24 protein-coding genes and 1 rRNA gene are annotated in these 24,845 nt (G+C 69.0%); 20 read left to right on the plus strand and 5 right to left on the minus strand.

Features of this window, described 5'->3' with window-relative positions; genetic code table 11:
• From rrf to ACWDR3_RS32540, 10 genes are all read left to right on the plus strand, one after another.
• Window positions 1-82: ribosomal RNA gene (rrf, locus tag ACWDR3_RS32495) — 5S ribosomal RNA — on the plus strand; the annotation flags it as partial.
• Between the two features lie 74 nt (window positions 83-156).
• Window positions 157-801, plus strand: coding sequence for an HAD family hydrolase (locus ACWDR3_RS32500; RefSeq protein ID WP_450356129.1), 645 nt, complete (start codon window positions 157-159; stop codon window positions 799-801).
• An 84-nt stretch (window positions 802-885) separates the two neighbouring features.
• Window positions 886-1,599, plus strand: a complete 714-nt coding sequence (locus tag ACWDR3_RS32505; RefSeq protein WP_450356130.1) for a VC0807 family protein — start codon at window positions 886-888, stop codon at window positions 1,597-1,599.
• A 91-nt stretch (window positions 1,600-1,690) separates the two neighbouring features.
• On the plus strand, window positions 1,691-2,926 hold the full coding sequence (locus ACWDR3_RS32510) for an MFS transporter (RefSeq protein WP_450356131.1): 1,236 nt from the start codon (window positions 1,691-1,693) through the stop codon (window positions 2,924-2,926).
• Window positions 2,877-4,049, plus strand: a complete 1,173-nt coding sequence (locus ACWDR3_RS32515; protein ID WP_450356132.1) for an acetoin utilization protein AcuC — start codon at window positions 2,877-2,879, stop codon at window positions 4,047-4,049. The genes ACWDR3_RS32510 and ACWDR3_RS32515 overlap by 50 nt, the downstream gene beginning before the upstream one ends.
• A gap of 325 nt (window positions 4,050-4,374) precedes the next feature.
• Window positions 4,375-5,190 carry a phosphatase gene (locus tag ACWDR3_RS32520; protein ID WP_450356133.1) on the plus strand — a complete coding sequence of 272 codons (816 nt, stop codon included), beginning with the start codon at window positions 4,375-4,377 and terminating at the stop codon, window positions 5,188-5,190.
• Window positions 5,191-5,319: 129 nt separating this feature from the next.
• The gene (locus tag ACWDR3_RS32525) at window positions 5,320-5,532 is read left to right on the plus strand and encodes a helix-turn-helix domain-containing protein (protein WP_004984898.1); all 213 of its coding nucleotides are present in this window, start codon (window positions 5,320-5,322) and stop codon (window positions 5,530-5,532) included.
• Window positions 5,533-5,663: 131 nt separating this feature from the next.
• Window positions 5,664-5,762: a 30S ribosomal protein bS22 gene (locus ACWDR3_RS32530; RefSeq protein WP_003948845.1), complete on the plus strand. Its 99-nt coding sequence runs from the start codon at window positions 5,664-5,666 to the stop codon at window positions 5,760-5,762.
• Between the two features lie 197 nt (window positions 5,763-5,959).
• Window positions 5,960-7,021 carry an NAD-dependent epimerase/dehydratase family protein gene (locus ACWDR3_RS32535; RefSeq protein WP_450356134.1) on the plus strand — a complete coding sequence of 354 codons (1,062 nt, stop codon included), beginning with the start codon at window positions 5,960-5,962 and terminating at the stop codon, window positions 7,019-7,021.
• Between the two features lie 14 nt (window positions 7,022-7,035).
• The gene (locus ACWDR3_RS32540; protein WP_450356135.1) at window positions 7,036-8,091 is read left to right on the plus strand and encodes a lysophospholipid acyltransferase family protein; all 1,056 of its coding nucleotides are present in this window, start codon (window positions 7,036-7,038) and stop codon (window positions 8,089-8,091) included.
• Window positions 8,092-8,186: 95 nt separating this feature from the next.
• Here ACWDR3_RS32540 and ACWDR3_RS32545 read toward each other — a convergent pair whose 3' ends face one another.
• The 3 genes from ACWDR3_RS32545 to ACWDR3_RS32555 form a co-directional block, all read right to left on the minus strand.
• Window positions 8,187-9,425 carry a DUF5667 domain-containing protein gene (locus ACWDR3_RS32545; RefSeq protein ID WP_450356136.1) on the minus strand — a complete coding sequence of 413 codons (1,239 nt, stop codon included), beginning with the start codon at window positions 9,423-9,425 and terminating at the stop codon, window positions 8,187-8,189.
• A gap of 234 nt (window positions 9,426-9,659) precedes the next feature.
• On the minus strand, window positions 9,660-10,433 hold the full coding sequence (locus ACWDR3_RS32550) for an ECF subfamily RNA polymerase sigma factor, BldN family (protein WP_123998545.1): 774 nt from the start codon (window positions 10,431-10,433) through the stop codon (window positions 9,660-9,662).
• A gap of 315 nt (window positions 10,434-10,748) precedes the next feature.
• Window positions 10,749-11,693 (minus strand): HAD family hydrolase, encoded by a 945-nt coding sequence (locus ACWDR3_RS32555; RefSeq protein WP_450356137.1) that lies wholly within the window; start codon window positions 11,691-11,693, stop codon window positions 10,749-10,751.
• 94 nt (window positions 11,694-11,787) lie between these two features.
• Here ACWDR3_RS32555 and ACWDR3_RS32560 point away from each other — a divergent pair, with 94 nt between their 5' ends.
• The 7 genes from ACWDR3_RS32560 (at window position 11,788) to ACWDR3_RS32590 (ending at window position 19,397) form a co-directional block, all read left to right on the plus strand.
• Window positions 11,788-12,069 carry a glutaredoxin family protein gene (locus ACWDR3_RS32560; protein WP_185146082.1) on the plus strand — a complete coding sequence of 94 codons (282 nt, stop codon included), beginning with the start codon at window positions 11,788-11,790 and terminating at the stop codon, window positions 12,067-12,069.
• Between the two features lie 235 nt (window positions 12,070-12,304).
• Window positions 12,305-13,069, plus strand: coding sequence for a redox-sensing transcriptional repressor Rex (locus tag ACWDR3_RS32565; RefSeq protein WP_450356138.1), 765 nt, complete (start codon window positions 12,305-12,307; stop codon window positions 13,067-13,069).
• Complete coding sequence (locus ACWDR3_RS32570; protein WP_450356139.1) at window positions 13,066-14,901, plus strand: glutamyl-tRNA reductase; 1,836 nt, start codon at window positions 13,066-13,068, stop codon at window positions 14,899-14,901. Before ACWDR3_RS32565 ends, ACWDR3_RS32570 begins: the two co-directional genes overlap by 4 nt.
• Entirely contained in the window at window positions 14,898-15,857 is a 960-nt protein-coding gene (gene hemC, locus ACWDR3_RS32575; protein WP_450356140.1) for a hydroxymethylbilane synthase, read from the plus strand. The genes ACWDR3_RS32570 and hemC overlap by 4 nt, the downstream gene beginning before the upstream one ends.
• The gene (locus ACWDR3_RS32580) at window positions 15,854-17,557 is read left to right on the plus strand and encodes a uroporphyrinogen-III synthase (protein WP_450356141.1); all 1,704 of its coding nucleotides are present in this window, start codon (window positions 15,854-15,856) and stop codon (window positions 17,555-17,557) included. The genes hemC and ACWDR3_RS32580 overlap by 4 nt, the downstream gene beginning before the upstream one ends.
• A gap of 144 nt (window positions 17,558-17,701) precedes the next feature.
• Window positions 17,702-18,694 carry a porphobilinogen synthase gene (gene hemB, locus ACWDR3_RS32585; protein WP_450356142.1) on the plus strand — a complete coding sequence of 331 codons (993 nt, stop codon included), beginning with the start codon at window positions 17,702-17,704 and terminating at the stop codon, window positions 18,692-18,694.
• Between the two features lie 328 nt (window positions 18,695-19,022).
• On the plus strand, window positions 19,023-19,397 hold the full coding sequence (locus ACWDR3_RS32590; protein ID WP_450356143.1) for a DUF805 domain-containing protein: 375 nt from the start codon (window positions 19,023-19,025) through the stop codon (window positions 19,395-19,397).
• A gap of 7 nt (window positions 19,398-19,404) precedes the next feature.
• Here ACWDR3_RS32590 and ACWDR3_RS32595 read toward each other — a convergent pair whose 3' ends face one another.
• On the minus strand, window positions 19,405-19,650 hold the full coding sequence (locus ACWDR3_RS32595; RefSeq protein WP_450356144.1) for a hypothetical protein: 246 nt from the start codon (window positions 19,648-19,650) through the stop codon (window positions 19,405-19,407).
• Window positions 19,651-19,963: 313 nt separating this feature from the next.
• On the opposite strand from ACWDR3_RS32595, the gene ACWDR3_RS32600 reads away from it, so the two are divergent.
• From ACWDR3_RS32600 to ACWDR3_RS32610, 3 genes are all read left to right on the plus strand, one after another.
• Complete coding sequence (locus ACWDR3_RS32600) at window positions 19,964-20,866, plus strand: SAM-dependent methyltransferase (RefSeq protein WP_450356145.1); 903 nt, start codon at window positions 19,964-19,966, stop codon at window positions 20,864-20,866.
• Window positions 20,867-21,055: 189 nt separating this feature from the next.
• Window positions 21,056-22,960: an FHA domain-containing protein gene (locus ACWDR3_RS32605; RefSeq protein ID WP_450356146.1), complete on the plus strand. Its 1,905-nt coding sequence runs from the start codon at window positions 21,056-21,058 to the stop codon at window positions 22,958-22,960.
• A 35-nt stretch (window positions 22,961-22,995) separates the two neighbouring features.
• Complete coding sequence (locus ACWDR3_RS32610) at window positions 22,996-23,862, plus strand: arylamine N-acetyltransferase family protein (RefSeq protein WP_450356147.1); 867 nt, start codon at window positions 22,996-22,998, stop codon at window positions 23,860-23,862.
• Between the two features lie 12 nt (window positions 23,863-23,874).
• Here the strand turns inward: ACWDR3_RS32610 and ACWDR3_RS32615 are convergent, their stop codons facing one another.
• Complete coding sequence (locus ACWDR3_RS32615) at window positions 23,875-24,645, minus strand: DUF4253 domain-containing protein (RefSeq protein WP_450356148.1); 771 nt, start codon at window positions 24,643-24,645, stop codon at window positions 23,875-23,877.
• Window positions 24,646-24,845: the final 200 nt, after the last annotated feature.

Consider the following 24,845-nt stretch of genomic DNA (forward strand, 5'->3'; position numbering starts at 1 on the left):
CATTCCGAACCCGGAAGCTAAGCCTTACAGCGCCGATGGTACTGCAGGGGGGACCCTGTGGGAGAGTAGGACACCGCCGAACAATTCTTGAGAAAGCCCCGCACCGGGATGGTGCGGGGCTTTCTGCATTTCCGGTCCACATTTAGGGTTGGTCGCATGCGCTATGACCTCGTCATCTTCGACAACGACGGCGTCCTCGTCGACAGTGAGCCCATCTCCAACCGGCTCCTCGCCGCGTACCTGACCGAGCTCGGGTACCCGACGTCGTACGAGGACTCGCTCCGTGACTACATGGGCTCTGCCATGCACCGGGTCCATGAGCTGGTGGCGGAGCGGACCGGGGAGGCGTTGCCGGCTGACTTCGATGATGTTTTTCATGCGCGGGTGTTCGCCGCGTTCGAGCGGGAGTTGCGGCCGGTGCCGGGTGTTGTGGACGTGCTCGCGAAGCTTGTTGAGGACGGGGTGCCGTACTGCGTGGCCTCCTCTGGGAGTCATGAGCGGATTCGGGTGGGGCATCGGACGACCGGGTTGGACCGGTGGTTCGACGAGGCGCGGATCTTCAGTGCTCAGGATGTGGGGCGGGGGAAGCCCGATCCGGATCTGTTTCTGTATGCGGCGGAGCGGATGGGGGTCGCGCCCGGGCGGTGTGTCGTGGTCGAGGACTCTCCGCTGGGGGTGCTGGCGGGGGTGGCGGCCGGGATGGATGTGCTCGGGTTCACCGCCATGACCTCGGGGGAGAAGCTCGCGGGGGCCGGCAAACTCTTCGCGGACATGGGGGAGTTGGTCGAGCTGCTGGGCTGACGGTTGCCGGACTGACATTTGTCATGCCGAGCTCCGGACGATCGTTTCTACTGGGGGACCCTGCCCGGCGGCCAAGCTGAGGGCATGACGACGAAGACGAGCAAGACGAGCACCTTCGGTCCGCTGATCGTGGATGTGGCGGTCCCTCTCGGTTCGTACTACCTGTTCAAGGACGCCTTCGGGATGAGCACCTTCGCGGCGCTGGCCTGGAGCAGTGTGGGTCCGGCCCTGCGGACCGTCTGGAGCCTCGTGCGGGAGTGGCGGACGAATGGGCTGGCCGGGCTCATCCTGGTCGTCAACGTCGTCTCGCTGGTGCTGAGCTTCGTCTCCGGTGACCCGCGGCTGATGCTCGCCAAGGACAGTGCGGTCAGCAGCACGATCGGGATCGGGATTCTGGTCTCGGTGGCCCTTGGCCGGCCGATGATGACCGCCGGTATGAAGCCCTTCCTGATCAAGGGCGACGAGGCCAAGGAGGCCGCCTGGCGGCGGCTGGTGTCCGGTCGGGCGGCCGCCTCGGCGGACTTCCTGCGCAAGGAGCGGCTGTTCTCGGTGGTGTGGGGTGTGGCGCTGCTCGCGGAGTGTGTGGCGCGGGTCGTGGGGGCGTACACGATCCCCGTGGACACCATGGTGTGGCTGGGGACGGTCGTGATGGCCGGCGTGATGACGCTGACCTTCCTCGTCAGTGGTGCGGTGGCCGCTGGGCCCATGGCGGAGATGGTCGCCGCTGAAGCCGAGGCCGAGGCCGGGACCGTGGGTGAGGAAGCTGGCCTCCAGGTCGAGGTCGCCGTCGCCGCCTGATGCTCGTACGAGGGCAGGTCGGTAAAGCTGAAGGAAATTCATCTTTGGCTGGATCTACCCACAGGTAGCCTGGGGCCCTACGCTCGCCGCCATGACAGATGTGCTGCGGCGCGGTAGGGCCTCTCTGGCGTTGAGCTTCTTCGCCCAGGGCGCCATCTTCGCCCTTCTCGTGACCCGGATCCCGGCCATTCAGGACCGGTACGGGGTCTCCGACGCGCTGCTGCCCGCCTTCCTGGCCGCCGTGCCGATCCTGGCCGGGGTCGGGAGCGTGACTACCGAGCAGTTGGTGAAGCGGGTCCCGCCCAGTCTGCTGCTGCGGTGGTCCCAGCCCGTGGTGATGCTGGCGCTGCTCGGTGTCGGGGCGGGGGACTCCAAGGTCGAACTGGGCGTCTCGCTCGTCGCGTTCGGGCTCGCCGTGGGTGCGCTGGACGCCTCGATGAACATGCTCGGGGTGAGTCTGCAGCGGGCGTACGGGCGGAGCATCATGCTCAGCTTCCATGCCGTGTACAGCCTGGGCGGGATCGTGGGGGCCTCGCTGGCGTGGGCGGGGGCGCACTGGCATCTCGCGCTGTGGGTGTCGTATCTGCCGGTCGTGGCTGTGTTGTTGCCGGCCGCGCTGGTGGGGAGTCGGTGGTACGTCGACGGGGACGGCGGCCAAGTCGATGGCGGTGGCTCGTCGGAGGTGGCCGAGGCGAAGGGGGGCGGTGGCGGTGTCGTCTTCAAGATGCTGTTGCCGCTGTGTCTGGTGATGACCTTCGCCTATATCGGGGACTCGACCGTCTCCAACTGGAGTGCGAAGTATCTGCAGGACGTGCTGGGGAGTTCGGAGCAGCTCGCGACCGTGCCGTACAACGTGTACATGGTGACCACGTTGCTCGGGCGGGCGCTCGGGGACTTCGGGGTGCGGCGGTTCGGGGCCGTGGTGGTCGTGCGGGTGGGGGCGTTGGTGGCGGCGGGCGGGTTCGCGGTGGTGGCCGTGGCGCCTGGGCCGTGGGTCGGGATGCTCGGGTTCACGCTGCTGGGGCTCGGGTTGTGTGTGCTGGTGCCGCAGACGTTCGCGGCGGCCGGGCGGATGTTCCCGGGGGCGTCGGACGCGGCGATCGCTCGGCTCAATGTCTTCAACTACGTGGGATTTCTTATTGGTTCGCCGCTCGTGGGGGCGTTGGGGGACGCGTGGAGTTATCGCGGGGCGATGCTCGTGCCGATGGTGTTGGTGCTGGTGACACTGGTGTACGCCAAGTCGTTCGCTCCTCAACAGGACCGATACGGTGGCGGGCATGAGCGGCCGCGCACAGCTGATGTGGGACGAGGCAGTAACGGGCTATGACTTCGGTCGGGACCATCCGATGGACCCGATCCGGCTCGCCCTGACCAGGCGACTCGTCGATGCCTTCGGGCTCGACAAGGACGTCGACGTGGTCGCGGCGAAGCCGGCCGGGGAGTCGACGCTGCGGCTGGTCCACCGGGAGGACTACGTCGAGGCCGTGAAGGCGGCTTCCGTGGATCCGGACGCGGCGGACGGGGCGTACGGGCTCGGGACGATCGATGATCCGGCCTTCGCGGGGATGCATGAGGTGTCCGCGTTGATCGCCGGGCAGTCGGTGGGGGCGGCGGAGGCGGTGTGGGCGGGGGATGCGCTGCATGCCGTGAACTTCGCGGGTGGGTTGCATCATGCGATGCCGGGGGCCGCGTCGGGGTTCTGCATCTACAACGACGCCTCGCTGGCGATCGCTCGGCTGCTGGAGCTTGGCGCCGAGCGGGTCGCGTACATCGATGTGGACGTGCATCACGGGGATGGGGTGCAGGCCGCGTTCTGGGAGGATCCGCGGGTTTTGACGATCTCCCTGCATGAGCATCCTCGGACCTTGTTTCCGCAGACCGGGTGGCCGGAGGAGACGGGGTCCGGGGCGGGGGAGGGGGCGGCTGTGAATGTCGCGTTGCCTGCGGGGACTGGGGATGCGGGGTGGTTGCGGGCGTTTCACGCTGTGGTGCCGGAGTTGATTGCGGACTTTCGGCCGCAGGTGTTGGTGACGCAGCACGGGGCCGATACGCATTTTGAGGATCCGTTGGCGCATCTGGCTGTTTCGCTTGATGCGCAGCGGGCTGTGCAGGTTGCTTGTCATGAGTTGGCGCATGCGTATGCCGGTGGGAAGTGGGTCGCGTTGGGGGGTGGGGGGTACGCCGTGGTGGATGTGGTGCCGCGGTCCTGGACGCATTTGGTGGCTATTGCTGCGGGGCGGGAGATTGCGCCGGAGACGCTCGTGCCGGAGGGGTGGCGGCAGGAAGTGTTCGCTCGGACTCGGCAGTTGGGGCCTGGGCGGATGACTGATGGGCGGTGGCCGGTGGCCTTTGCTGAGTGGGATGCGGGGTACGACCCTGCGGATCGGTTGGATCAGGCGGTGCTGGCTACTCGGCGGGCGGTTTATCCGTTGCGGGGGTTGTTGGCGTAGAGGTGCAAGGGCGTTGGGGCGACGGGGCGTTGAGGTTGCTGGGGTGGGTGGAGGCTGGTGTAGCGGGGTTTTCGCTTGCCCGCGCTTGCGGGGTGCCGCTGCGCCCACCCGTGCCGCCCCAGCGGCACGACTGCCCGCAGCTAGGGGGGCGGGCGGGCTGGTGGGTTGGAGGGTGGCGCTGCCCGCAGCTATGGCAGTTCAGCGGGGTCGGCGCGACTGCCCGCAGCTAGGGGGCAGTTGCAGCGGTGTCGGTTGCTAGGCCGACCGTGCGGTGTTTGTGCCGTTTCTGGCGTGCCTCGTGCCCTCGTCCGGCACCATCGCACTCGTGTTGAGTACCGGAGCACTGCGCGCCCATCTGCTGGCCGCCCGTCTGGCCGGGACGGTGGCTACCTCTCGGGAAGAGAGTCTGCGGAGTTATCGGCTCTTTGCCGCGCGGGATCCTCGGGTGATGATCGGGATCGATCCTGAGTGGGCTTGGCGGGAGCGGGACTTGGTCCGGTTGATGGCGGACAAGTGTGGGGTTTCGGCCGATCCGCAGCACACCTCAGGCCATGATGTGATTGATCCGGAGCTGACCCTGACCGCTCTGGATGCCTTTGCGGAACGGCTGGGTTCGGCTGCTGAGCGTGGCGCTCCGGTGCTGTTCGGTACCGGTCACCCCCATCGGCTCCTCGGCTTCTACGCCGCCCTTGCGGACGCGCTGTCGGCGGCGGGATGTGCTGTTCTCACCCCTGCGCATGGTCGCTGTGTCGACATAACGACCCGGTTCGGTCTACGCACGTACAACCTTGACTACGTACGAGGAGTCGCGCTCGTCCGCGAACCCGGCCCCACTCGCCCCGGTTGTGCGACCGGCGCACACACGCACTCACCGCTCCCGGTTCGGACCGTTCTGGCGGCGGCCGCGGAGGCCGGCGGGCCCCTTCCCGAGCTGGTCGTCGGGGACCACGGATGGGTCTGCGGAGCAGGTCAGCTGGGGTTCGAGGCCATTGGGTTGGGCGATACCGACGACCCCGCGCTCTTCGTCGGAGAGGCAGAGGGGTCCGTGTCCGTCGTCGTTCCACTTGATGACGCTGTGCGGTCTGATTACTACCGGCCGCTTACCCGCTACGTACTCAATCGAGCGTGTCTGTCACAGTAGGCCGCCGATGGGTGCACCTCTTCCCCACTCGCATCACACGCCCCTACATTGGGGAGTGAGCACGCAACGACGAAGAGTCACCGGAAGGGGAAGCCGGTGGCCGTCGAGTGCGGAAGGTTCAGGTGTGTCATGGCTGCAGCTGGCGAGAGGCCTCTGAACGAGGTTCAGTTCCTTACCGTGGCGGAAGTCGCCTCGGTGATGCGAGTGTCGAAGATGACCGTGTACCGGTTGGTGCACAGCGGTCATCTGCCCGCGATCCGGGTCGGACGTTCGTTCCGTGTACCGGAGCAAGCGGTACACGAGTACCTCCGCGAGAGCTATGTGGGGGTGGAGACAGCCTGACGGCGGCTTCCGGACCTCCCGGAAGTCCCTCGATTACGACCTCAGCGCTCGGGCGGGTAGGCTGGCCCCTTGTAGGTCGTATGGGCCCATGGCGCCCAGCACCGAGTGATGAGAAGTGAGCGAGGGTAGTCGTGGGCTCTGTTATCAAGAAGCGGCGCAAGCGGATGGCTAAGAAGAAGCACCGCAAGCTGCTCAAGCGCACGCGCGTTCAGCGTCGCAACAAGAAGTAAGCGACGCCGTAGAGCGTGTTTCTGTGGCCCTCCACCGCATCCGGTGGGGGGCCACAGGCGTTTGTCATGCCGTCCTGATACCGCCACTTCGGGCGTCGGGCGGTCATCACAGCGCAACACCGAACCGCTAAGTTGGCCGACATGGGGAACGCGGCAGCTGACAAGGCTCGTCGACGGCTGGAAGGAAGGCGCTGATCTTGGGGAAGGTCGTGCTCGTGACCGGGGTGGCCCGCAGGCTCGGGGGCCGGTTCGTACGACGGATCCAGCGTGACCCGCAGGTGGATCGGGTCGTCGCAGTGGACGCGGTTTCGCCCGAGCATCATCTCGGGGGTGCCGACTTCATCCAGGCCGACATCCGGCAGCCCGGCATCGCGCGGGTCCTGGCCGAGACCGGCGCCGACACCGTCGTACACCTCGATGTGACGGCGATGGCGCTGGGCAGTGGCAGCCGGACGACGGTCAAGGAGACCAACGTCATCGGCACGATGCAGCTGCTCGGTGCCTGTCAGAAGTCGCCGACGGTGAAGCGGCTGGTGGTGAAGTCCAGTACGAACGTCTACGGGTCGGCGCCTCGCGACCCGGCCGTCTTCACGGAGACGACCCCGCCCAAGTCGCTGCCCAGCGGCGGCTTCGCCAAGGACACGGTCGAGGTCGAGGGGTATGTGCGCGGGTTCGCGCGGCGGCGGCCGGATGTGGCGGTGTGCGTGCTGCGGTTCGCCAACATCCTGGGGCCGACCGCGGACACCCCGCTGACCTCGTACTTCGCGCTGCCGGTGCTGCCGACGGTGTTCGGTTACGACCCTCGGCTGCAGTTCGTGCACGAGGACGACGTGATCGAGGTGCTGCGGATCGGCTCGCACGAACCGGCGCGGGGCACGCTCAACAGCGGGACCTTCAACATCGCCGGGGACGGCGTCCTGTTGCTGTCCCAGTGCTCGCGGCGGCTGGGGCGGCCGACGGTGCCGCTGCTGCTGCCGGCGGTCACCTGGGCCGGGTCCCTGGTGCGTACGCTGGGCATGACGGACTTCTCGCCGGAGCAGATCCGGCTGCTGACCCATGGCCGGGTCGTGGCGACGGACCAGATGCGCGAGACGCTCGGGTTCAAGCCGAAGTACACGACGGCGGAGACCTTCGCGGACTTCGCGCGCAGCCGGGGTCCCGGACTCCTGCCCCCGGAGGCCCTCGCGGGGGCCGTCGACCGGCTCGCCGCGCTGCCCGCCCTGGGCGGCGGCCACCCCCCGACGCAGAGCGCCAACTGAGGAGCGCATCAACGATGGCTGATGCCAAGGTCATTCCGTTCGACGACGACCGGTCCCGCTCGGGCGCCGTACCGCGGCCGGCGCGGCGTCGGAGCGCGGGGAGCCGGCGCGGCAAGACCGCGGAACCCGCGCTGGTCCGCGAGGTACAGCCCCTGCCCAGCAGGGCGCCGACGCAGGATGATGTTCCTGTGACGCATGAGGAACAGTCGCCCGAGGGGCAACAGGACGACGGCGATCTGGAACGCCGGATCGCGAGCGGACTGTCCTTCCTGCGCCGCCGGCTCACCGGCGACTACGAGGTCGACGACTTCGGCTACGACGAGGAGCTGACCGACCAGGTCCTGATGCCGGCGCTGCGCCCGGTGTACGAGAAGTACTTCCGGGTCGAGGTCAAGGGCGTCGAGAACATCCCGGCCGAGGGTGGCGCGCTGATCGTCGCCAACCACTCCGGGACGATTCCGCTGGACGGCGTGATGATGCAGATCGCCGTCCACGACAACCACCCCGCGAACCGTCATCTCCGGCTGCTCGCGGCGGACCTGGTGTTCATGCTCCCGGTCGTCAACGAGCTGGCCCGCAAGGCCGGTCACACCCTCGCCTGCGCCGAGGACGCCGAACGGCTGCTGGGGCGCGGTGAGTTGGTCGGTGTGATGCCCGAGGGCTTCAAGGGCATCGGCAAGCCGTTCAGCGAGCGCTACAAACTCCAGCGCTTCGGCCGCGGCGGCTTCGTCTCCACGGCCCTGCGCAAGGGCACGCCGATCATCCCGTGCTCGATCGTGGGCGCGGAGGAGATCTACCCGATGATCGGCAACTCCAAGACGCTGGCCCGGGTCCTGGGCTTCCCGTACTTCCCGATCACGCCCACCTTCCCGTGGCTGGGCCCCCTCGGCGCGATCCCCCTCCCCACGAAGTGGACGATCCAGTTCGGCGAGCCGATCCCGACGGACGGCTACCCGCCGGAGGCGGCGGAGGACCCGATGCTGATGTTCAACCTGACGGACCAGGTACGCGAACAGATCCAGCACACGCTCTACAAGTTGCTCGTACAGCGGCGGTCGGTGTTCTTCTGAGCCACTGACTTTCGGAGAGCCACTGACTTTCGGATACGCCGATGGGGGCGCCCTTCTGAAAAGGGCGCCCCCATCGATCTGTTGAGCCGGCGGAGCTAGTTCGCGTCCTCGCTGTCGATTCCCAGGCCCGGGAGCAGCCCGGGGAGGAGAGGCGGGATCGTCACGTCCGGGGCTGTGCCGGTGGACTTGGACGGGGACGGGGAAGCGCTGCTCGTGGAGCCCGGTGGGTCGAGGAGGCCGCCCGTGTTGCCGCCGAGCAGGCCGTCGTCGCCGGTCTCGGCCGACTTGCTGGGGCTGGTGGAGTGGCCGCCCTCGGAGGTGCCGGTGCCGTTGCCCGTGCTCGGGGTGGTCGAGCGGTCGGTGCCGGACGACGTGCCCGCAGACCCCGTACCGGAACCCTGGCGGTTGCCGCCGGTGCCGGTGCTGCCCTTGGCCGGGGGCTTGGGGAGCAGGGACTGCAGCGGGGCGACCTCTTCGTCTATGGCGTCGAAGACCGAGGACACCTGGTCGCTGACGTCGCCGAGTTGGACCGGCAGGCGGTCGCGGAGGGCGCCCCAGGCCTCGCGGTGCGAGCGGGAGAAGGCGTCGAGGGCCTGGATGGGGCCCAGCTTGTCCGGGTCGCGCTCGTAGGCCTCGTGCAGCAGTCGGTGGCCCTCGGCCGCGTCGTGCTGCATGCCGGACAGGGCACGCCGGATCTCGCCCAGCGACTCGTGGTCCAGGTGGCCACCGCGGTCGCGCTCCATCAGCCGACGCGCCTCGCTCAGCCGGTTGGAGGCCTGGTCGAGATAGGCGACTCCGCGCTCGTCGTCCCCCTCGGAGAGGTAGTTGAGCTTGAAGTCCTCGATGCCTCGCTTGAGGCCGTAGAGCGAGTCACCGGGCAGCGCGTCCGAGCTGGCAGCGGCTACTCCGCCGAAGGCGCTGGCCGCGACACCGACGCTGAGCCCGCCGGCGGCGAGCCCCTTGCTCAGTCGGGATCTCGGCCGCAGTTTCCCCAGCGGACTCGCCCGGTGCGCACCCCGGGCCCGGTGGGAACGCTGCTCCGGTACCGATGGGTCCGTCGCCCCGCCCCCCGCGCCCTCCTGGAGCATGGCCTCGAACGCGGCCACCAGTTGAGCCCGCTGGACCACCTTCACCTCGGGGTCCAGCATCGGCCTCGGCAGGTCGCCGAGACACTCCGTGAGGGCCATGAGGCGGCCCTGCTCGGTCTGTTCCGCAGCAGCCGGAGCCGGGGCCGGTCCTTCGGACTGCTCGGCCGCAGGGTCCCTGTCGGAGTGCTCCTCCAGGGCCTGGGCGAAGGCGTTCGCCCGCCGGTGCGCCGATACGTTCGCGATCACTGGCGGCACCTCCTCTCGTCATGACGGTCGACTCCCCTGGGATCCGGACGGTTGCCCATCTCGATCGCTTCCACACGATCGAGTGATCGGGCTTTGGCCCGGACGTGACCACAGGGAGCCTGCATCCCGCACAACGAGCGGCGTGGCACTTGGGTTACGGACGACGGATGATCGGATCGGGAAGTCAACGGACTTTCACTGAACGTGAGTTGGGTATCGCGGAGAGTGGCGCGCTCAGCGGGCGTCGTCCGGGAGGAGCCGGGCGAGCGTGCGCACCGCGCGGTACTGGAGGGTCTTGATCGCGCCCTCGTTCTTGCCCATGACGCGGGCGGTCTCGGCGACGGACAGACCCTGCAGGAACCGGAGCGTCACGCACTCCTGCTGCTGCGGGTTGAGCCGTCGCACCGCGTCGAGCAGGGCGGCGTTGGAGAGGGACTCCAGGACGGAGTCCTCGGGCGAGCGTTCGACCTCGTTGGCGTCGAGCATCTCGCCGGTCGTGACCTCCAGCCGGAAACGGCTGGACTTGAAGTGGTCGGCGACCAGGTTGCGGGCGATGGTCACCAGCCATGCGCCGAAGTCGCGGCCCTGCCAGGTGAAGGTCCCGATGCGCCGCAGGGCGCGCAGGAACGTCTCACTGGTGAGGTCCTCGGCGGTGGCCTTTCCGCCCACCCGGTAATAGATGTACCGGTACACGGTGTCGCTGTACTGGTCGTACAGACGCCCGAAGGCGTCGGCCTCGCCGGCCTGGGCGCGCTCGACGAGGTCCATCATGCGGGCGCTGTCACTGTCCGCGGCCGGGCGGCGCGCGGTGGTGGCGCCGGTGGTCCGCCCTCGTCTTCCGACGGCGGCGGTGCCGTCGGCCAGTGCGTAGCACGGGCCGACGGGGGTGGTGGCTACGGCAAGGGCGGGGACGGCGTACGCGGTGGGGACGAAGCCGCGCAACAGGTCTTGGACCGTTGCGCGCAGCGTAGCCAGGCCCGAGGCGTCAACCCCGACGTGTGGGTACACGGGACTCCCAGAGGCAGAGCTTCCATCACGTGCAGTGCGGGACCGTTCACCCGTCGTAGCGACGGAGGGGTACCGGTTTGCGTCTGAGGAGAATAACGCTTCGTGCAGGCGCTGCTACACCCAGTTGCTCAAATCATCGATTACGTCGCTTCTGTAACCGATTGACGCACGATCAAGTACCGCAGAGTGACCGGTTGTTGATCGAATGCGTTCATGTTCAGTCAGGGAACGGGGCGTGTTGTGGCCGTGTGCAGCCAACGTGACTGGACAGAGGGTTACGCGGGTAAGACCCGTGGATTGGCTGCGTTTGCCCTGTTACCGGCGTCGGCGGCTCAATGCGATCGCCGCGGCCGTGCCGCCCGCCACCGCGCCGACGCCGGCCGCCGCCGGGATGCCGACCTTCGCCGCCCTGCGGGCCGTGCGGTAGTCGCGCAGCCGCCAGTCCAGCTTGCGGGCGTGCTTGCGCAGCTTGCTGTCCGGGTTGATGGCGTAGGGGTGGCCGACCAGCGAGAGCATCGGGATGTCGTTGTGCGAGTCGCTGTAGGCGGCGCAGCGGGACAGGTCCAGGCCCTCCGCGGCCGCGAGCGCCCTGACCGCCTCCGCCTTCGCGGGGCCGTGCAGCGGTTCGCCGACCAGCTTGCCCGTATAGACGCCGTCGACCGACTCGGCGACCGTGCCGAGGGCGCCGGTCAGGCCGAGGCGGCGGGCGATCACCGTGGCGATCTCCACCGGGGCCGCGGTGACCAGCCACACCTTCTGGCCCGCGTCCAGGTGGGCCTGGGCGAGGGCGCGGGTGCCGGGCCAGATCCGCTCGGCCATGTACTCGTCGTAGATCTCCTCGCCGATCGACTGCAGTTCGGCGACGCGGTGGCCCTTGACGATCGACAGGGCCGAGTCGCGGGCGTCCTGCATGTGCTCGGGGTCCTCGGAGCCGGCCAGTCTGAACCAGGCCTGCTGCCAGGCGAACTTGGCGAGGTCGCGGGTCTCGAAGAACTTCCGCTTGTACAGGCCCCGGCCGAAGTGGAAGATCGAGGCGCCCTGCATGACCGTGTTGTCGAGGTCGAAGAAGGCGGCGGCCTTGTCGTCGCCGAGCACCGGGAACTCCGGCTCCTCCACCGCGAGATCGGCGTCGGTGGCGTCCTCGGCGTGCTGGACGTCCTGCGAGGACTTGCGGGCAGCCTCCGCCGAGGCCTCGCCTGCCAGCACGCTGCGTGCCGTGGCGGAGCGCCTACGGGGAGTGAGCCATCCGAGAGCGGCCATGGCGTGAGCATAGCCAGTTTGTTCGGTGGCTTCGGAGTCGCGAGGTTTGGAGGCTGTGAACTCTCCGCGACCGGTCAGTTAAAGAGGGGTCACAATGGCCGACATGAGTCCCCTCTTCCGGCGCAAGGCCGATCCCGGCGACCGTTTCGTCACGCTTGTCCGCAAACCGGGCTGTCATCTGTGTGATGACGCACAGGTGGTGGTCGAGAAGGTCTGCGGCGACCTCGGCGTGCCCTGGGAGGCGAAGAGCATCGAGGCGGATCCGGAGCTGCACGACCAGTACTGGGAGCAGATTCCGGTCGTCCTGATCGACGGTGCGCAGCACACGTTCTGGCGTGTGAACGAGGAACGTTTGCGCAAGGCACTGACCGAGTAGTCCAAAGGCCCCGCGAAGTCGCTTAGGATCGACGGCGAACGGGTCTTGGGGGCGGGATTAGCGAGGAGCGTGTGCTGTTTTGCCTCCAAGAGGGAAGCGCGTGACGCCGGTCACGTTGGCCGGGCAAATCGGACACCATCTTTGTGCACGCGTTCACAAAGACATAGCCTGCTTTCGACGGGGCGGTCTGGGTTCGCGTGACCGCCTACAGCCCCGCTCTACCCGCAGGAGCACCGTGGCAACTGGCCGAACTCACCGACCGGCGACCCGAAGCCGAGGGATTCCCGAGGCCACCGTCGCCAGGCTTCCGCTGTACCTCCGCGCGCTGACCGCACTGTCGGAGCGCTCGGTACCCACGGTCTCCTCCGAGGAGCTGGCGGCCGCCGCGGGGGTCAACTCCGCGAAGCTGCGCAAGGATTTCTCGTACCTGGGCTCCTACGGAACGCGCGGTGTCGGCTACGACGTCGAGTATCTCGTCTACCAGATCTCCCGTGAACTGGGCCTCACCCAGGACTGGCCGGTAGTGATCGTCGGCATCGGAAATCTCGGTGCCGCGCTCGCCAACTACGGCGGTTTCGCCTCCCGCGGGTTCCGGGTCGCCGCGTTGATCGACGCCGATCCGGCGATGGCCGGCAAGCCCGTCGCGGGCATCCCGGTGCAGCACGCGGACGAGCTGGAAAAGATCATCGAGGACAACGGCGTGTCCATCGGGGTGATCGCCACCCCCGCCGGTGCCGCCCAGCCGGTGTGCGACCGGCTCGTGGCCGCCGGGGTCACGTCCATCCTGAACTTCGCGCCGACCGTGCTGACCGTCCCGGACGGCGTCGACGTGCGCAAGGTCGACCTCTCCATCGAGCTGCAGATCCTCGCCTTCCACGAGCAGCGCAAGGCCGGCGAGGAGCGCGCGGCCGAGGGCACCGGACCGGCCGCCGCCACCCGCGGCAAGCAGTCCGCGAAGCAGGGGCCCGACGGGGATGTCCCCGCCGTGATGCCGGCATGAGTCTCCTCGTCGTCGGGCTGAGCCATCGCAGCGCGCCGGTCAGCGTCCTGGAGCGGGCCACGCTGCACGCCGACGCGCAGATCAAGCTGCTGCAGGACACCGTCGCCGCCGAGCCGGCCACCGAGGCCGCGGTCCTCGCGACCTGCAACCGCATCGAGCTGTACGCGGACGTGGACAAGTTCCACGCGGGGGTCGCCGAGCTGTCCACGCTGCTTGCCCAGCACAGCGGGGTCGGCCTGGAGGAGCTCACTCCTTATCTCTACGTGCACTACGAGGACCGGGCCGTCCACCATCTCTTCTCGGTGGCCTGCGGGTTGGACTCGATGGTCGTCGGCGAGGGCCAGATCCTCGGCCAGATGAAGGACTCGCTGGCCAAGGCGCAGGACCTGCACACCGCGGGCCGGCTGCTCAACGACCTTTTCCAGCAAGCTCTTCGGGTCGGCAAGCGCGCCCACTCCGAGACCGGCATCGACCGCGCCGGACAGTCCCTGGTCACCTTCGGCCTGGAGCAACTGGCCGCGGGCGGCGACGTGCAGGACTGGGCCCGCGGGAAACGCGCCCTGGTGATCGGCGCGGGCTCGATGTCCTCGCTCGCCGCGGCGACGCTCGCGCGCGCAGGGGTCGCCGAGATCGTCATCGCCAACCGCACCGCCGACCGCGCGCAGCGCCTCGCCGAGATCCTCACCGAAGCCCCCGACCTGGACGTGCTGGCCCGCGCGGTACCGATGAATTCGGTGCCGCACGAGCTGACACGTGCCGACGTCGCGGTGTCCTGCACGGGCGCGACGGGCTTGGTGCTGGGGACGGAGACGGTCGCCGAGGCGGTGGCGGGGCGCGGATTCGGATCGCAGGCCGCCGTTGTGCCGGATGCGGTTGTTGGTTCGTCGGCCGCGGGATCCGGGGGTACGGCCGTGTCGGCCGCCTCCGTCGAGACCGGACCGTCGGTGTCCGCCGAAGCCGCCCCTGAACTTCCGCCCACCAGCCTCGGCTCCGAGGACGGGTGTCCGCTCGATCTTCCCGGTGCGCCGGTTGATCTTCCCGCCGTGCCCGCCACCGCAGGGTTCTCCGTGCTCGGGGAAGCCGCCGTCGTCGGGATGGCTGCCGCTGAGTTGGAGCAGCACGCGGCCTGGGTGGACAACGCGCCTCGGCCGCAGACGAGTTCCGGTCCGCAGGGGGTCTCGCTCGATCCGGCCCTGGACGCCGACGCCATCGCGGCGCTCGCGGCCACGGCGGCGCTGGTCGGGCGGATTCCTGAGCGTCGTAAGCCCGAGCCCGTTGTCGAGCCGCCGCGGCCCGCGCCTGTTCTTTTTCTTCTTGACCTTGCGATGCCTCGGGACATCGACGCGGGCGCGCATCGGCTGGCCGGGGTGCGGCTGGTCGACATCGAGTCGCTCGCCGAGGCCTCCGCGGACGCGCCGATGGCGGCCGACGTCGACCAGGTGCGGCGGATCGTTTCGGACGAGGTCGAGGCGTTCGGCGCCGCGCTGCGGGCCGCGCACATCACGCCGACCGTGGTCGCGCTGCGCACCATGGCCGCCGATGTCGTCGCGAGCGAGGTCGCTCGCCTCGAAGGGCGGCTGCCCGGGCTCGACGAGCGGCACCGCGCCGAGATCAACCAGACCGTGAAACGCGTCGTCGACAAGCTGCTGCACGCGCCCACCGTGCGGGTCAAGCAGCTCGCGGCCGAGCCCGGCGGCGCCGGATACGCGGACGCGCTGCGCACCCTGTTCGACCTCGACCAGGAGACGGTGGCCTCCGTCTCCCGGGCCGAGCGCGCCGACGAAGGCGCCGACGACGACCCCCAGTACAGCAAGAACCGAGGGCCAGCATGACTGACAAGGCACTGAGGCTCGGGACCAGGCGAAGCAGACTCGCCCTGGCCCAGTCCGGGCAGGTTGCGGACGCCGTGAGCCAGGTGACCGGACGGCCCGTCGAACTCGTAGAGATCACGACCTACGGCGACACCTCCCGCGAGCACCTCGCGCAGATCGGCGGCACGGGAGTCTTCGTGACCGCTCTGCGGGACGCGCTGCTGCGCGGCGAGGTCGACTTCGCCGTTCATTCGCTCAAGGACCTGCCGACCGCGCAGCCCGCGGACCTGGTCCTGGCCGCCGTACCCGAGCGCGAGGACCCGCGTGACGTGCTCGTCGCCCGGGACGCGCTGAAGTTCACCGACCTGCCCCGCGGGGCCCGCATCGGCACCGGTTCGCCGCGTCGCATGGCGCAGCTCAACGCGTACGCGCGCAGCCACGGACTGGACATCGACACCGTGCCGATCCGCGGGAACGTGGACACACGGATCCGATACGTGCACGACGGCGAGCTCGATGCCGTCGTGCTGGCCGCCGCCGGGCTCACCCGGATCGGCCGCATCGACGAGGCGACCGACTTCCTCTCGATAGACACGGTTTTGCCCGCTCCCGGCCAGGGAGCACTGGCGATCGAGTGTGCCGCGGACAACGCGGACCTCATCGCGACGCTCGGCGAGCTCGACGACCCGTTCACCCGGGTCGCCGTGACGGCCGAGCGGTCACTGCTCGCCGCCCTGGAGGCCGGCTGCAGCGCACCCGTGGGTGCGTTGGCCGACCTTCTGGCCGACGGGCAGATTGTCAAGGAAATGCGCCTGCGCGGGATAGTCGGCACGACCGACGGTTCGCGTACGGTGCAGCTGTCCACCACCGGTCCCGTGCCCGAGACGCACGACCAAGCACTGGCGCTGGGTCGCGAACTCGCCGCCGAGATGCTTGCCCAGGGCGCGGCCGGTCTCATGGGGGAGCAAGCCAAGTGAGCCCCACCACTCTTCCCGCCGGTCCGGAACACGGGCACGTCACCTTCCTTGGTGCCGGACCCGGGGATCCGGGACTGCTGACTCTGCGCGCCGTAGAGGCGCTGACGCACGCGGACGTCCTGGTGGCCGAGCACGAAGTGCTGGCCGTGGTACGCACGCACGCCAGACAAGGCGTGGCCGAAGTGCACACGGACGGGGGTCCTTCGTCGGACCCGTCGCCGGGCACGGGCACGCCTCAGCTCACGGTTGTTGACAGTGCGTCAACAACCGCTGGGGCCCCCGCGGTACGGGATGCCGCACATCTTGTCATGGAGGCCGCACGGGGCGGCAGGCGGGTCGTACGTGCGGTGTCCGGGGACCCCGGACTTGATACGTACGCCGCCTCCGAAATGCTCGCCTGCGCCGCGGCCGGTGTTCCCTTCGAGGTCGTGCCGGGTGTCGCGACGGCCGTCGGCGTACCCGCGTACGCCGGTGTCCCGCTGCGCGACGCCGAGGGCGCGGACGTCCGGTTCGTGGACGCCCGCAGCGCCTCCGACCGGTGCTGGACGGAGGTGGGTGCCTCCGACGGGACCGTGGTCGTGTCGACGACGCTCGACTCCGTCGGCGCCGCGGCCGGCGAACTGGTGTCCGCAGGCCGTAAGCCGGACACCCCGATGACCGTCACGATCGCCGGTACGACCACCCGGCAGCGGACCTGGTCCGCCACCCTCGGCACGATCGCGCAGACGCTGAAGCAGGCCAAGGCGCTGCCCTCGCCCGAAGGCGGGCGGCCGGTGATAGCCGTGGTCGGTGAGCGGTCCGCCGCCGCGCAGCGCGACCAGTTGTCGTGGTTCGAGTCCAAGCCGATGTTCGGCTGGAAGGTGCTCGTGCCGCGGACGAAGGAGCAGGCGGCTTCGCTCTCCGACCAGTTGAGGTCGTACGGGGCCGTGCCGTACGAGGTGCCGACGATCGCCGTCGAGCCGCCGCGGACGCCGCAGCAGATGGAGCGGGCCGTGAAGGGGCTCGTCACCGGGCGGTACGAGTGGATCGCGTTCACCTCGGTCAACGCGGTGAAGGCGGTGCGGGAGAAGTTCGAGGAGTACGGGCTCGATGCTCGGGCTTTCGCGGGGATCAAGGTTGCCGCGGTGGGGGAGCAGACGGCGAAGGCGCTGGTCGCCTTTGGTGTGAAGCCTGATCTCGTGCCGAGTGGGGAGCAGTCCGCTGCCGGGTTGTTGGAGGACTGGCCTCCCTATGACCCGGTCTTCGATCCGATCGACCGTGTTTTTCTGCCGCGTGCCGATATCGCCACCGAGACGCTTGTCGCCGGGCTCATCGAGCTTGGGTGGGAGGTGGATGACGTGACCGCGTATCGGACTGTGCGGGCGTCGCCGCCGCCGGCGGAGACTCGGGAGGCGATCAAGGGGGGTGGCTTTGACGCGGTTCTCTTCACGTCGTCGTCCACTGTGCGGAATCTGGTGGGGATCGCTGGTAAGCCGCACAACGTGACGGTGATTGCTTGTATTGGGCCGGCTACCGCGAAGACTGCCGAGGAGCATGGGTTGCGGGTGGATGTGATGGCTCCTGAGCCGTCTGTTCATAAGCTGGCGGAGGCGCTTGCCGAGTTTGGGTTGCGGCGGAGGGCTGCCGCCTTGGAGGCCGGGGATCCTGTTACTCGGCCCAGTGAGCGGCGGCCGGGGGCCAGGCGTCGTCGGACGACTTGAGGTGAGTGGGGGCGCGCGTCCGTGGGGGCTGCGCCCCCACACCCCCATCGGCCCTGAAGGGGCCTCGTCCTCAAACGCCGGACGGGCTGGGAGTCGACGTACCGTCGGCAAAGGGGCCCCTGCGTCGGGCGTAGCGTAGAGAGCATGACGAAGTACGGCTCTTTTCCCGGTGCCCGTCCTCGGCGGTTGCGTACTACGCCCGTCATGCGTCGGATGGTCGCTGAGACTCGGTTGCATCCCGCGGACTTCATTCTTCCGGCGTTTGTGCGGGAGGGGGTCAGTGAGCCCGTGCCGATCGGGGCCATGCCCGGGGTTGTGCAGCACACGCGGGACAGTCTTAAGAAGGCCGCCGCCGAAGCAGTTGAGGCGGGGATCTCCGGGATCATGCTCTTCGGCGTGCCGGAGGAGAGCAAGAAGGACGCTCTCGGGACCGCCGGGACCGATCCGGACGGGATTCTGCAGGTCGCTCTGCGGGATGTGCGGGCCGAGGTCGGCGATGAGTTGCTCGTGATGTCCGATCTCTGTCTCGATGAGACCACCGATCATGGGCATTGCGGGGTGCTGGACAGCGAAGGGCGCGTCGACAATGACGCCACCCTTGAGCGGTATGCCGAGATGGCTCAGGTGCAGGCCGATGCCGGGGCCCATGTGGTGGGGCCGAGCGGGATGATGGACGGGCAGATCGGGGTCATCCGGGACGCGCTCGACCAGATCGGGCGTGAGGACGTCGCGATCCTCGCCTACACCGTGAAGTACGCCTCCGCCTTCTTCGGGCCCTTCCGGGAAGCTGTCGGGTCCTCGCTGAAGGGTGACCGGAAGACCTATCAGCAGGATCCCGCCAACGTGCGTGACTCGATGCGGGAGTTGGCCCTGGATCTGGAGGAGGGGGCCGACATGGTGATGGTGAAGCCGGCCGGGCCCTACCTCGACATCCTCGCGCGGGTCGCGGACTCGGTGGACGTGCCCGTCGCCGCGTACCAGATCTCCGGGGAGTACTCGATGATCGAGGCCGCCGCCGAGAAGGGCTGGATCGATCGCGACCAGGCCATCCTGGAGGCCCTGACCGGTATCAAGCGGGCCGGGGCGCAGAACATCCTCACGTACTGGGCCACCGAGGTGGCGCGAAAGCTGCGTTGAGGCTGTCCGGCAGGGGGTTCTGCAACGGATCGAGATCGTCCCGGCCTCGAATCGGTGACCGACCGGCAACGGAATGTGCTCGGTTGGGACACGGGTGGAACTCGGGCCGGGGGACGGTGGATGTCGGGCCCGGGTCGGGGGCGGGGCCGGCGATGGATCTGTCCTGAAATCGGTCAACCAAAGTGGGGGTTGGGCGCGTTGAGCCCCCTGTTCCGTCCCTCCGACGACGCCGATCGACCGAATTGACGTGAAGTCAACGCCCTCCATACCTTCTGCGCCTGGCCTGATCCATTTCGGACGGCACGGACGTCGATCCCAGGGGGACGCAATGAGTTGGTTCATCGAGGCGCTGAAGAAGTACGCGGTGTTCAGCGGGCGTGCCCGCCGCAAGGAGTACTGGAACTTCGCGCTGTTCGTCGGGATCATCTACGTCGTGCTGCTGGTGATCGCCCTCGCCTCCAAGCAGTCGGCCCTCCTCGGCCTCGTGGGCCTGTTCTACCTCGGCGTCCTGATCCCCAGCCTGGCCGTCGGCGTCCGCCGGCTGCACGACACCGGCCGCTCCGGCTGGTGGCTGCTGTTCGGCATCGTGCCGATCGCCGGTCCCATCACCCTGCTGGTCTTCATGTGCTCGGACAGCGCCCCCGGTGCCAACCAGTACGGCCCGAACCCGAAGGAAGTCGCTCAGGGGTACGCCGCCGTCTGATCCGCACTCAGTGCCCAGAGGCCGTCCGGTTCATCGACCGGGCGGCCTCTCGCGTGTCCGGAGTCGTGTCCGGCGTCGTGTCCTGTTCCGCGTGCTGTCCCGTCGAAGACTGCTCGGCCGACTGGGACTTGGCCGGGCCCTCGTCCCGGATGCCCTCGCCGTCCCGGCAGCCCGTCAGCGTGAGCGCGGTCAGTGCGGTGAGCACGAGGGCGGTGGCGGCGAGGCGGTGGGTGCGGTGGGCTCGGACGGACATGGCGGTACGGGCCTCCTGGGCGGTGGGTCCGGGATGAGCCCCCAGCCGGGGGGAGTCGGCTGGGAGGAACTCCAGACTGCGCGGTGAGGGGCCTCCGACGCCATGATCCACGGCCAACTCGGGACGCCCGCACGGCGGGACGGGCGCTGACCTGCGGGGATGTCATGTCCCGGCGGCGCGGTACGGGACGCGGGAGACGGTGAGGTCCGGCGGGATCCGCCGGGATTCGGTGCCGGGCACCATCAAGTGCCCGACCGAGTTAGGTTGTTGACCGCTGACCGTCCGTGAACGTGTTGGACAACTGGAGACTCCCATGCCCGGTGACGCCCTCAGTCAGGACCCCGCGGAGCTGAGAAGGAGGATCGACACCACGAAGGCCCACTCGGCCCGCGTCTACGACGTCTTCCTCGGCGGCAAGGACAACTACGAGGTGGACCGCGCCGCCGCGGCCGCCGCGCTCGCCGCCAACCCGCGTGGCTACCTCGACGTACGGCACAACCGCGACTTCCTGCGGCGGGCGGTGACCCACCTGGTCGAGGAGCGGGGGGTACGGCAGTTTCTGGACATCGGTACCGGGCTGCCCACCGGGGAGAACGTCCATCAGATCGCCCAGGGGATCGATCCGGGTGCGCGAGTGGTGTACGTCGACAACGACCCGGTGGTGCTGACGCACGCGCGGGCGCTGCTCACCAGCGGGCCCGAGGGGCGTACGGATTATGTCGACGCCGATCTGCGCGAACCGGCCCTGATCCTCGAACAGGCCGCCAAGACGCTGGACTTCGACCAGCCGATCGCGCTCGTGCTGGTGGCGATCCTGCACTTCATCGAGGCCGAGGAGGCCTACCCGCTGGTGCGCGACCTGGTGGCGGCGCTGCCGGCCGGGAGCCAGTTGGTGATCAGCCACCTCACCGACGAGATGCATCCCGAGCCGACGCGGGCGGTCCAACGGACGTACACCGAGCGGGGTTTCACCTTCGTGTTCCGCACCAAGGACGAGGTCGAGCGGTTCTTCACCGAGACGCCCGGCATCACCCTGGAGGAGCCCGGTGTGCTGCCCGTCCACCAGTGGCACCCGAGCCCGGCGCCCGCTCCGCCGACCGTCGATCCCGTGTTCTTCGAGGGGCTCGACGACATCGAGAAGATCCGCTACCGGGACATCAACGACGTCACGGACGACGACATCAATGTGTACGGAGCGGTGGGCCGGAAAGACTGAGGCACGGCCGTTGAACCGGGCCGCGGGGCCTCGCGTTTGTGTTGCGTGACGCCGAGTGGATGTATTTGATCACGCAAACATATACTCGCGAGGCCATGCGGGCGGCGAGGGGGTTGCACACGTCGTTCCGTAGGGGTTTTGCTGTTTCCGCAGCGATATCGATGTCATCCACCCTTGGAAGGAAGTGCCGTGGCACCGGTGCTCGTTGGACTCGAAGGTCTGCTGGCGGGAGAGCGCATCCCGGTACTCGACACCCGCGTCACTTTCGGGCGCAACGCGGGCAACACCGTGGTCATCTCCAGCCTGAGTGTCTCCCGTTTCCACGCGGAGATCGTCTTCGACCAGGACAAGGGATACGTGCTGCGGGACCTCGGCAGCAGCAACGGCACGCTGGTCAACGGCGAGGAGGTGGAGTCCCGGCTGCTGCAGCCCGGTGACGAAGTCACCATCGGCGACCAGGAGTTCCGCTTCGAGGTCGCGGACGCCATGCAGACCCTCATGGCGCTCAACCTGCCCCGGGCGGTGACGCACCCGGAGGAGAACGACGGGTCCGTCCTGCGGGTGACCGTCGTCGGAGGCGGCCCGGTCGGGCTCTCCATGGCGCTGCTGCTCGAACACTTCCTCGGGGCCATGGTGCAGGTCACCGTCTACGAGGGCCGGTGGCGCAAGCAGGGCCGTACCGTCGTCTGGAAGGGCCAGGACGAGGGCAACGTACGGCGCCAGCAGGTGGTGACCGTGCAGAGCCGGCAGTACCTCGCCTGGCCGCAGGAGGTCCAGGAGCGGCTCTTCGTCCCGGAGAACTACACCGAGATGTGGCCGTCGGGCCCCGACTCGATCGGCGACCACCACCCGCGCAACATGCGGATCGCCTACATCGAGGACACGCTGCTGGAGCTGGCGAACGAGAAGCGGGACCGCATCCGCCTGATCCCCGCCCGGTTCGACCCGGTGGAGCAGCAGGAGGCCCTGGCCACCCAGCATGTGCTGGCCATCTGCGACGGCGGGCGCTCGCGCACCCGGGACCACTTCGCCGCCCGGTTCGGCAAGGCCGACGAGTCCATCTACTCCCTCGACGGGGTCCATCTGCGGGACGTCGTCCTCGGCCTGCGCGTGAAGTCGGGCCTGTCCGACCCGATGGCGATCCTGCTGACGGTCGCGCAGAACCGGTTCCTGCTCAACTCGCTGCGCGGCGAGGGTTTCCTCAACATGCGGCTGACGGACACCGAGTTGACCGAGGTGATCGGCATCGACCCGGTCCGCCGGGTCTTCGAGGAGTGCATCGCCTCCCGGCCGTGTCTGATGAACCGCGACGAGCACGGCGACTTCCAGTGCGCCACGCACGGCACGCTGTTCCTGCCCGCGCTGGTCAAGGGCTCCGCGCTGTGGAAGCGCGTGCACGAGGGGCTGCGCCTGTTCGCCGTCGAGGACGGGGACCTGAGCGCGGTCACCAGCTTCCGGCTCGACATGGTGCAACGGCCGCGCTTCTCCGCGGAGTTGCTGCCGCCGACCACCAACACGCCCGGCACCTACGGCTTCCTGCTCGGGGACGCGGCCAACTCCATCCACTTCTGGCCGGGCCGCGGCCTCAACAGCGGGCTCGCGTCCGCCATTTCACTGGCCCGCTCGCTCAACAGCGCGTGGAACGGCCGGCCCTTCCGGGACGCGGACTTCCTGCGGCACGAAGCGGCCATGTCGATGCTCCAGTACCGGCACAAGAGCCGCGCCTGGAAGGCGATGGTCACCACCGACGACCAGGGTGTCACCTGGGCGATCAAGGACATCATCGACCACGGCATCGACGGCATCTCCGAGGAGCCGGACCGCGAGGCGGACACCAGGATCCTGCTGGAGCGCATGAGCGCCATCCGCGACCGGCTCGCCCCGCGCCTGCCCGGCATGCCGGACGACGAGGCGATCCTGGAACGTCTGCAGACCCTGGAGTCCAAGACGCTGCGCATGCTCGTCCTCAGCGGCGCCTGGGACACCCTGACCATGGGCGGCGAGGAGGTCGACATCGACATCTTCTACGGCCAGGACTCCTCGGCGGCGGCCGCGGCGGTGGAAGCGCTGGAGCCGGCGGCCGTGCAGTCGTGATCGGGTTCCGGCGGGTGGTTCCGTAGGCTGGAGGCATGTCCGACAGCGGCGCCTTCGACCTTGACCAGTACCTCACGCACATCGGGTGGGAGGGGGAGCGGCGGGCCGACCTGGCGACGCTGCGGGGTGTGCATCTCGCGCACATGCGGGGCATCCCGTTCGAGAACCTGGACGCGCTGCGGCGTACCGCTCCCTCGCTCGAACTGCCCGACCTGACAGCCAAGTTGCTGCACAGCCGGCGCGGTGGCTACTGCTACGAGCAGAACACACTGCTCACCGCCGCGCTGGAGGCGCTGGGCTTCGGGGTGACCCGGCTGGCGGCGCGGGTGGTCGTGGGCGCGAGCAGGTTCGAGGACCGGCCGCGCACCCATATGACCTTGCGGGTGGAGGTGCCGGGCGACCCGCAGCCGTACTTGGCCGACGTCGGCTTCGGGGCGATCGGGGCGCTGCTGGAGCCGGTGCCGCTGGTGGTCGGCGTGGAGTCGCACGACGCCGGGCGCCGGCACCGGTTCGTCCACGTGCCGCACCGCGGGCCGCTGGAGCTGTGGGTGCTGGAGGCGTACGCAGGGGAGAAGGGGGCGGAGGCGGACGAGGACGGGGAGGCCGGGGGCGGTGCCTGGCAGGCCCAGTACGCCTTCACTCTGGAGCCCTTCGAGCACGTCGACTTCGAGGTCATCAACTGGCACATCGCCACGAATCCGCGCTCGCCCTTCACTCAGCGTCTCTTCGTCCAGCGGGTCACCCCCGACCGCCATCTCCTGCTCCACGGAAGCCTGTTGACCGAGACGCGGGCCGACGGCGAGGTGAGCGAGCGGGAGGTGACGGACGAGGGGGACGCGCGGCGCTTGCTGGACGAGGAGTTCGGGATCGAGGCGCCGGAGGGGATGACCCTGTTGGTCTGAGCCGAGCCGGGCTCAGTCCCACCAGAAGTGCCAGGTCGGCCGGTTGATCAGAGATCGGGCGTACGTCTCCAGGTCGCCGGTGTCGTCCGGGCAGAAGGCGAAGTGCTCGGCGGCCATCTCCTCGGCCTCTTCGAGGGTGGCCGGCGGGGCCGCCACCGACACGAGGAGTGAGGCGAAGCCGAGGGCCACGAGCCGGATGCCGAAGCGGTCCTCCCAGGAGCGGAGGACGGCACACAGACGGGCCGTGTCGCTCTCGTGGTTGGCGGGGCCCATCCAGCCGATGGCAGCCGGGATGTCGGCGCTGCGACGGGCCGGTACGAGGGCGAGGTGCGGTTCGTGGACCACGGGCTCGCCGTCGAGCACTGGCCCGCCGTCGGCCAGGGAGTCGGCGATCTCGGCGGCCCGCTCGTCGGGATCGGCGGTCGCGACGAGTGCCTCGGCGAGGCCGGGCCACTCGTCGCCCTCCTCCGTGTACTCCTCCCAGAGTTCCTCCAGCACCTCGTCGGCGTCGTGGTCCCCGGGGTAGGACATCTCGTCGGGCGCCAGCTCCCACTTCTCCGGCCCGCCCTGGCCGCCGCCCAGGTCGAGGACGACCGGGAGCAGACCGGCGGACGGTGCCGTGCCCCGCAGCGCGGACCACGCGCCCGGTATCGCCCGCTCGTCCGCGAGCCACAACAGCGGCTCGTGCCAAGGACCTTGGTCGGTCTCATCGACCAGTCGGCCGGGCGGGAGTTCGAGACCGAGGGACGCGAGCCTCGGCAGCGGGTTGGGAAGTGTCGCCATGCCACCGACTTTAAAGGCGACCACTGACAACCGGCCCCGCGGTCCGTGGACAGGGGGTTCCGGCAGACCGGTGCGTGAAGGCTCGTGCACCGGTCTGCCGTGTTCCCCCGTTCCCCCGTAGCGCCCGGACCTGTTCGCCGCGTGGGCGATCCGGTCGCTCCGCCCATAGTCCGTGGGGCGGGCGGGAGTCGCGATGGTTT

This window comes from Streptomyces sp. NPDC001002, from assembly GCF_053599215.1.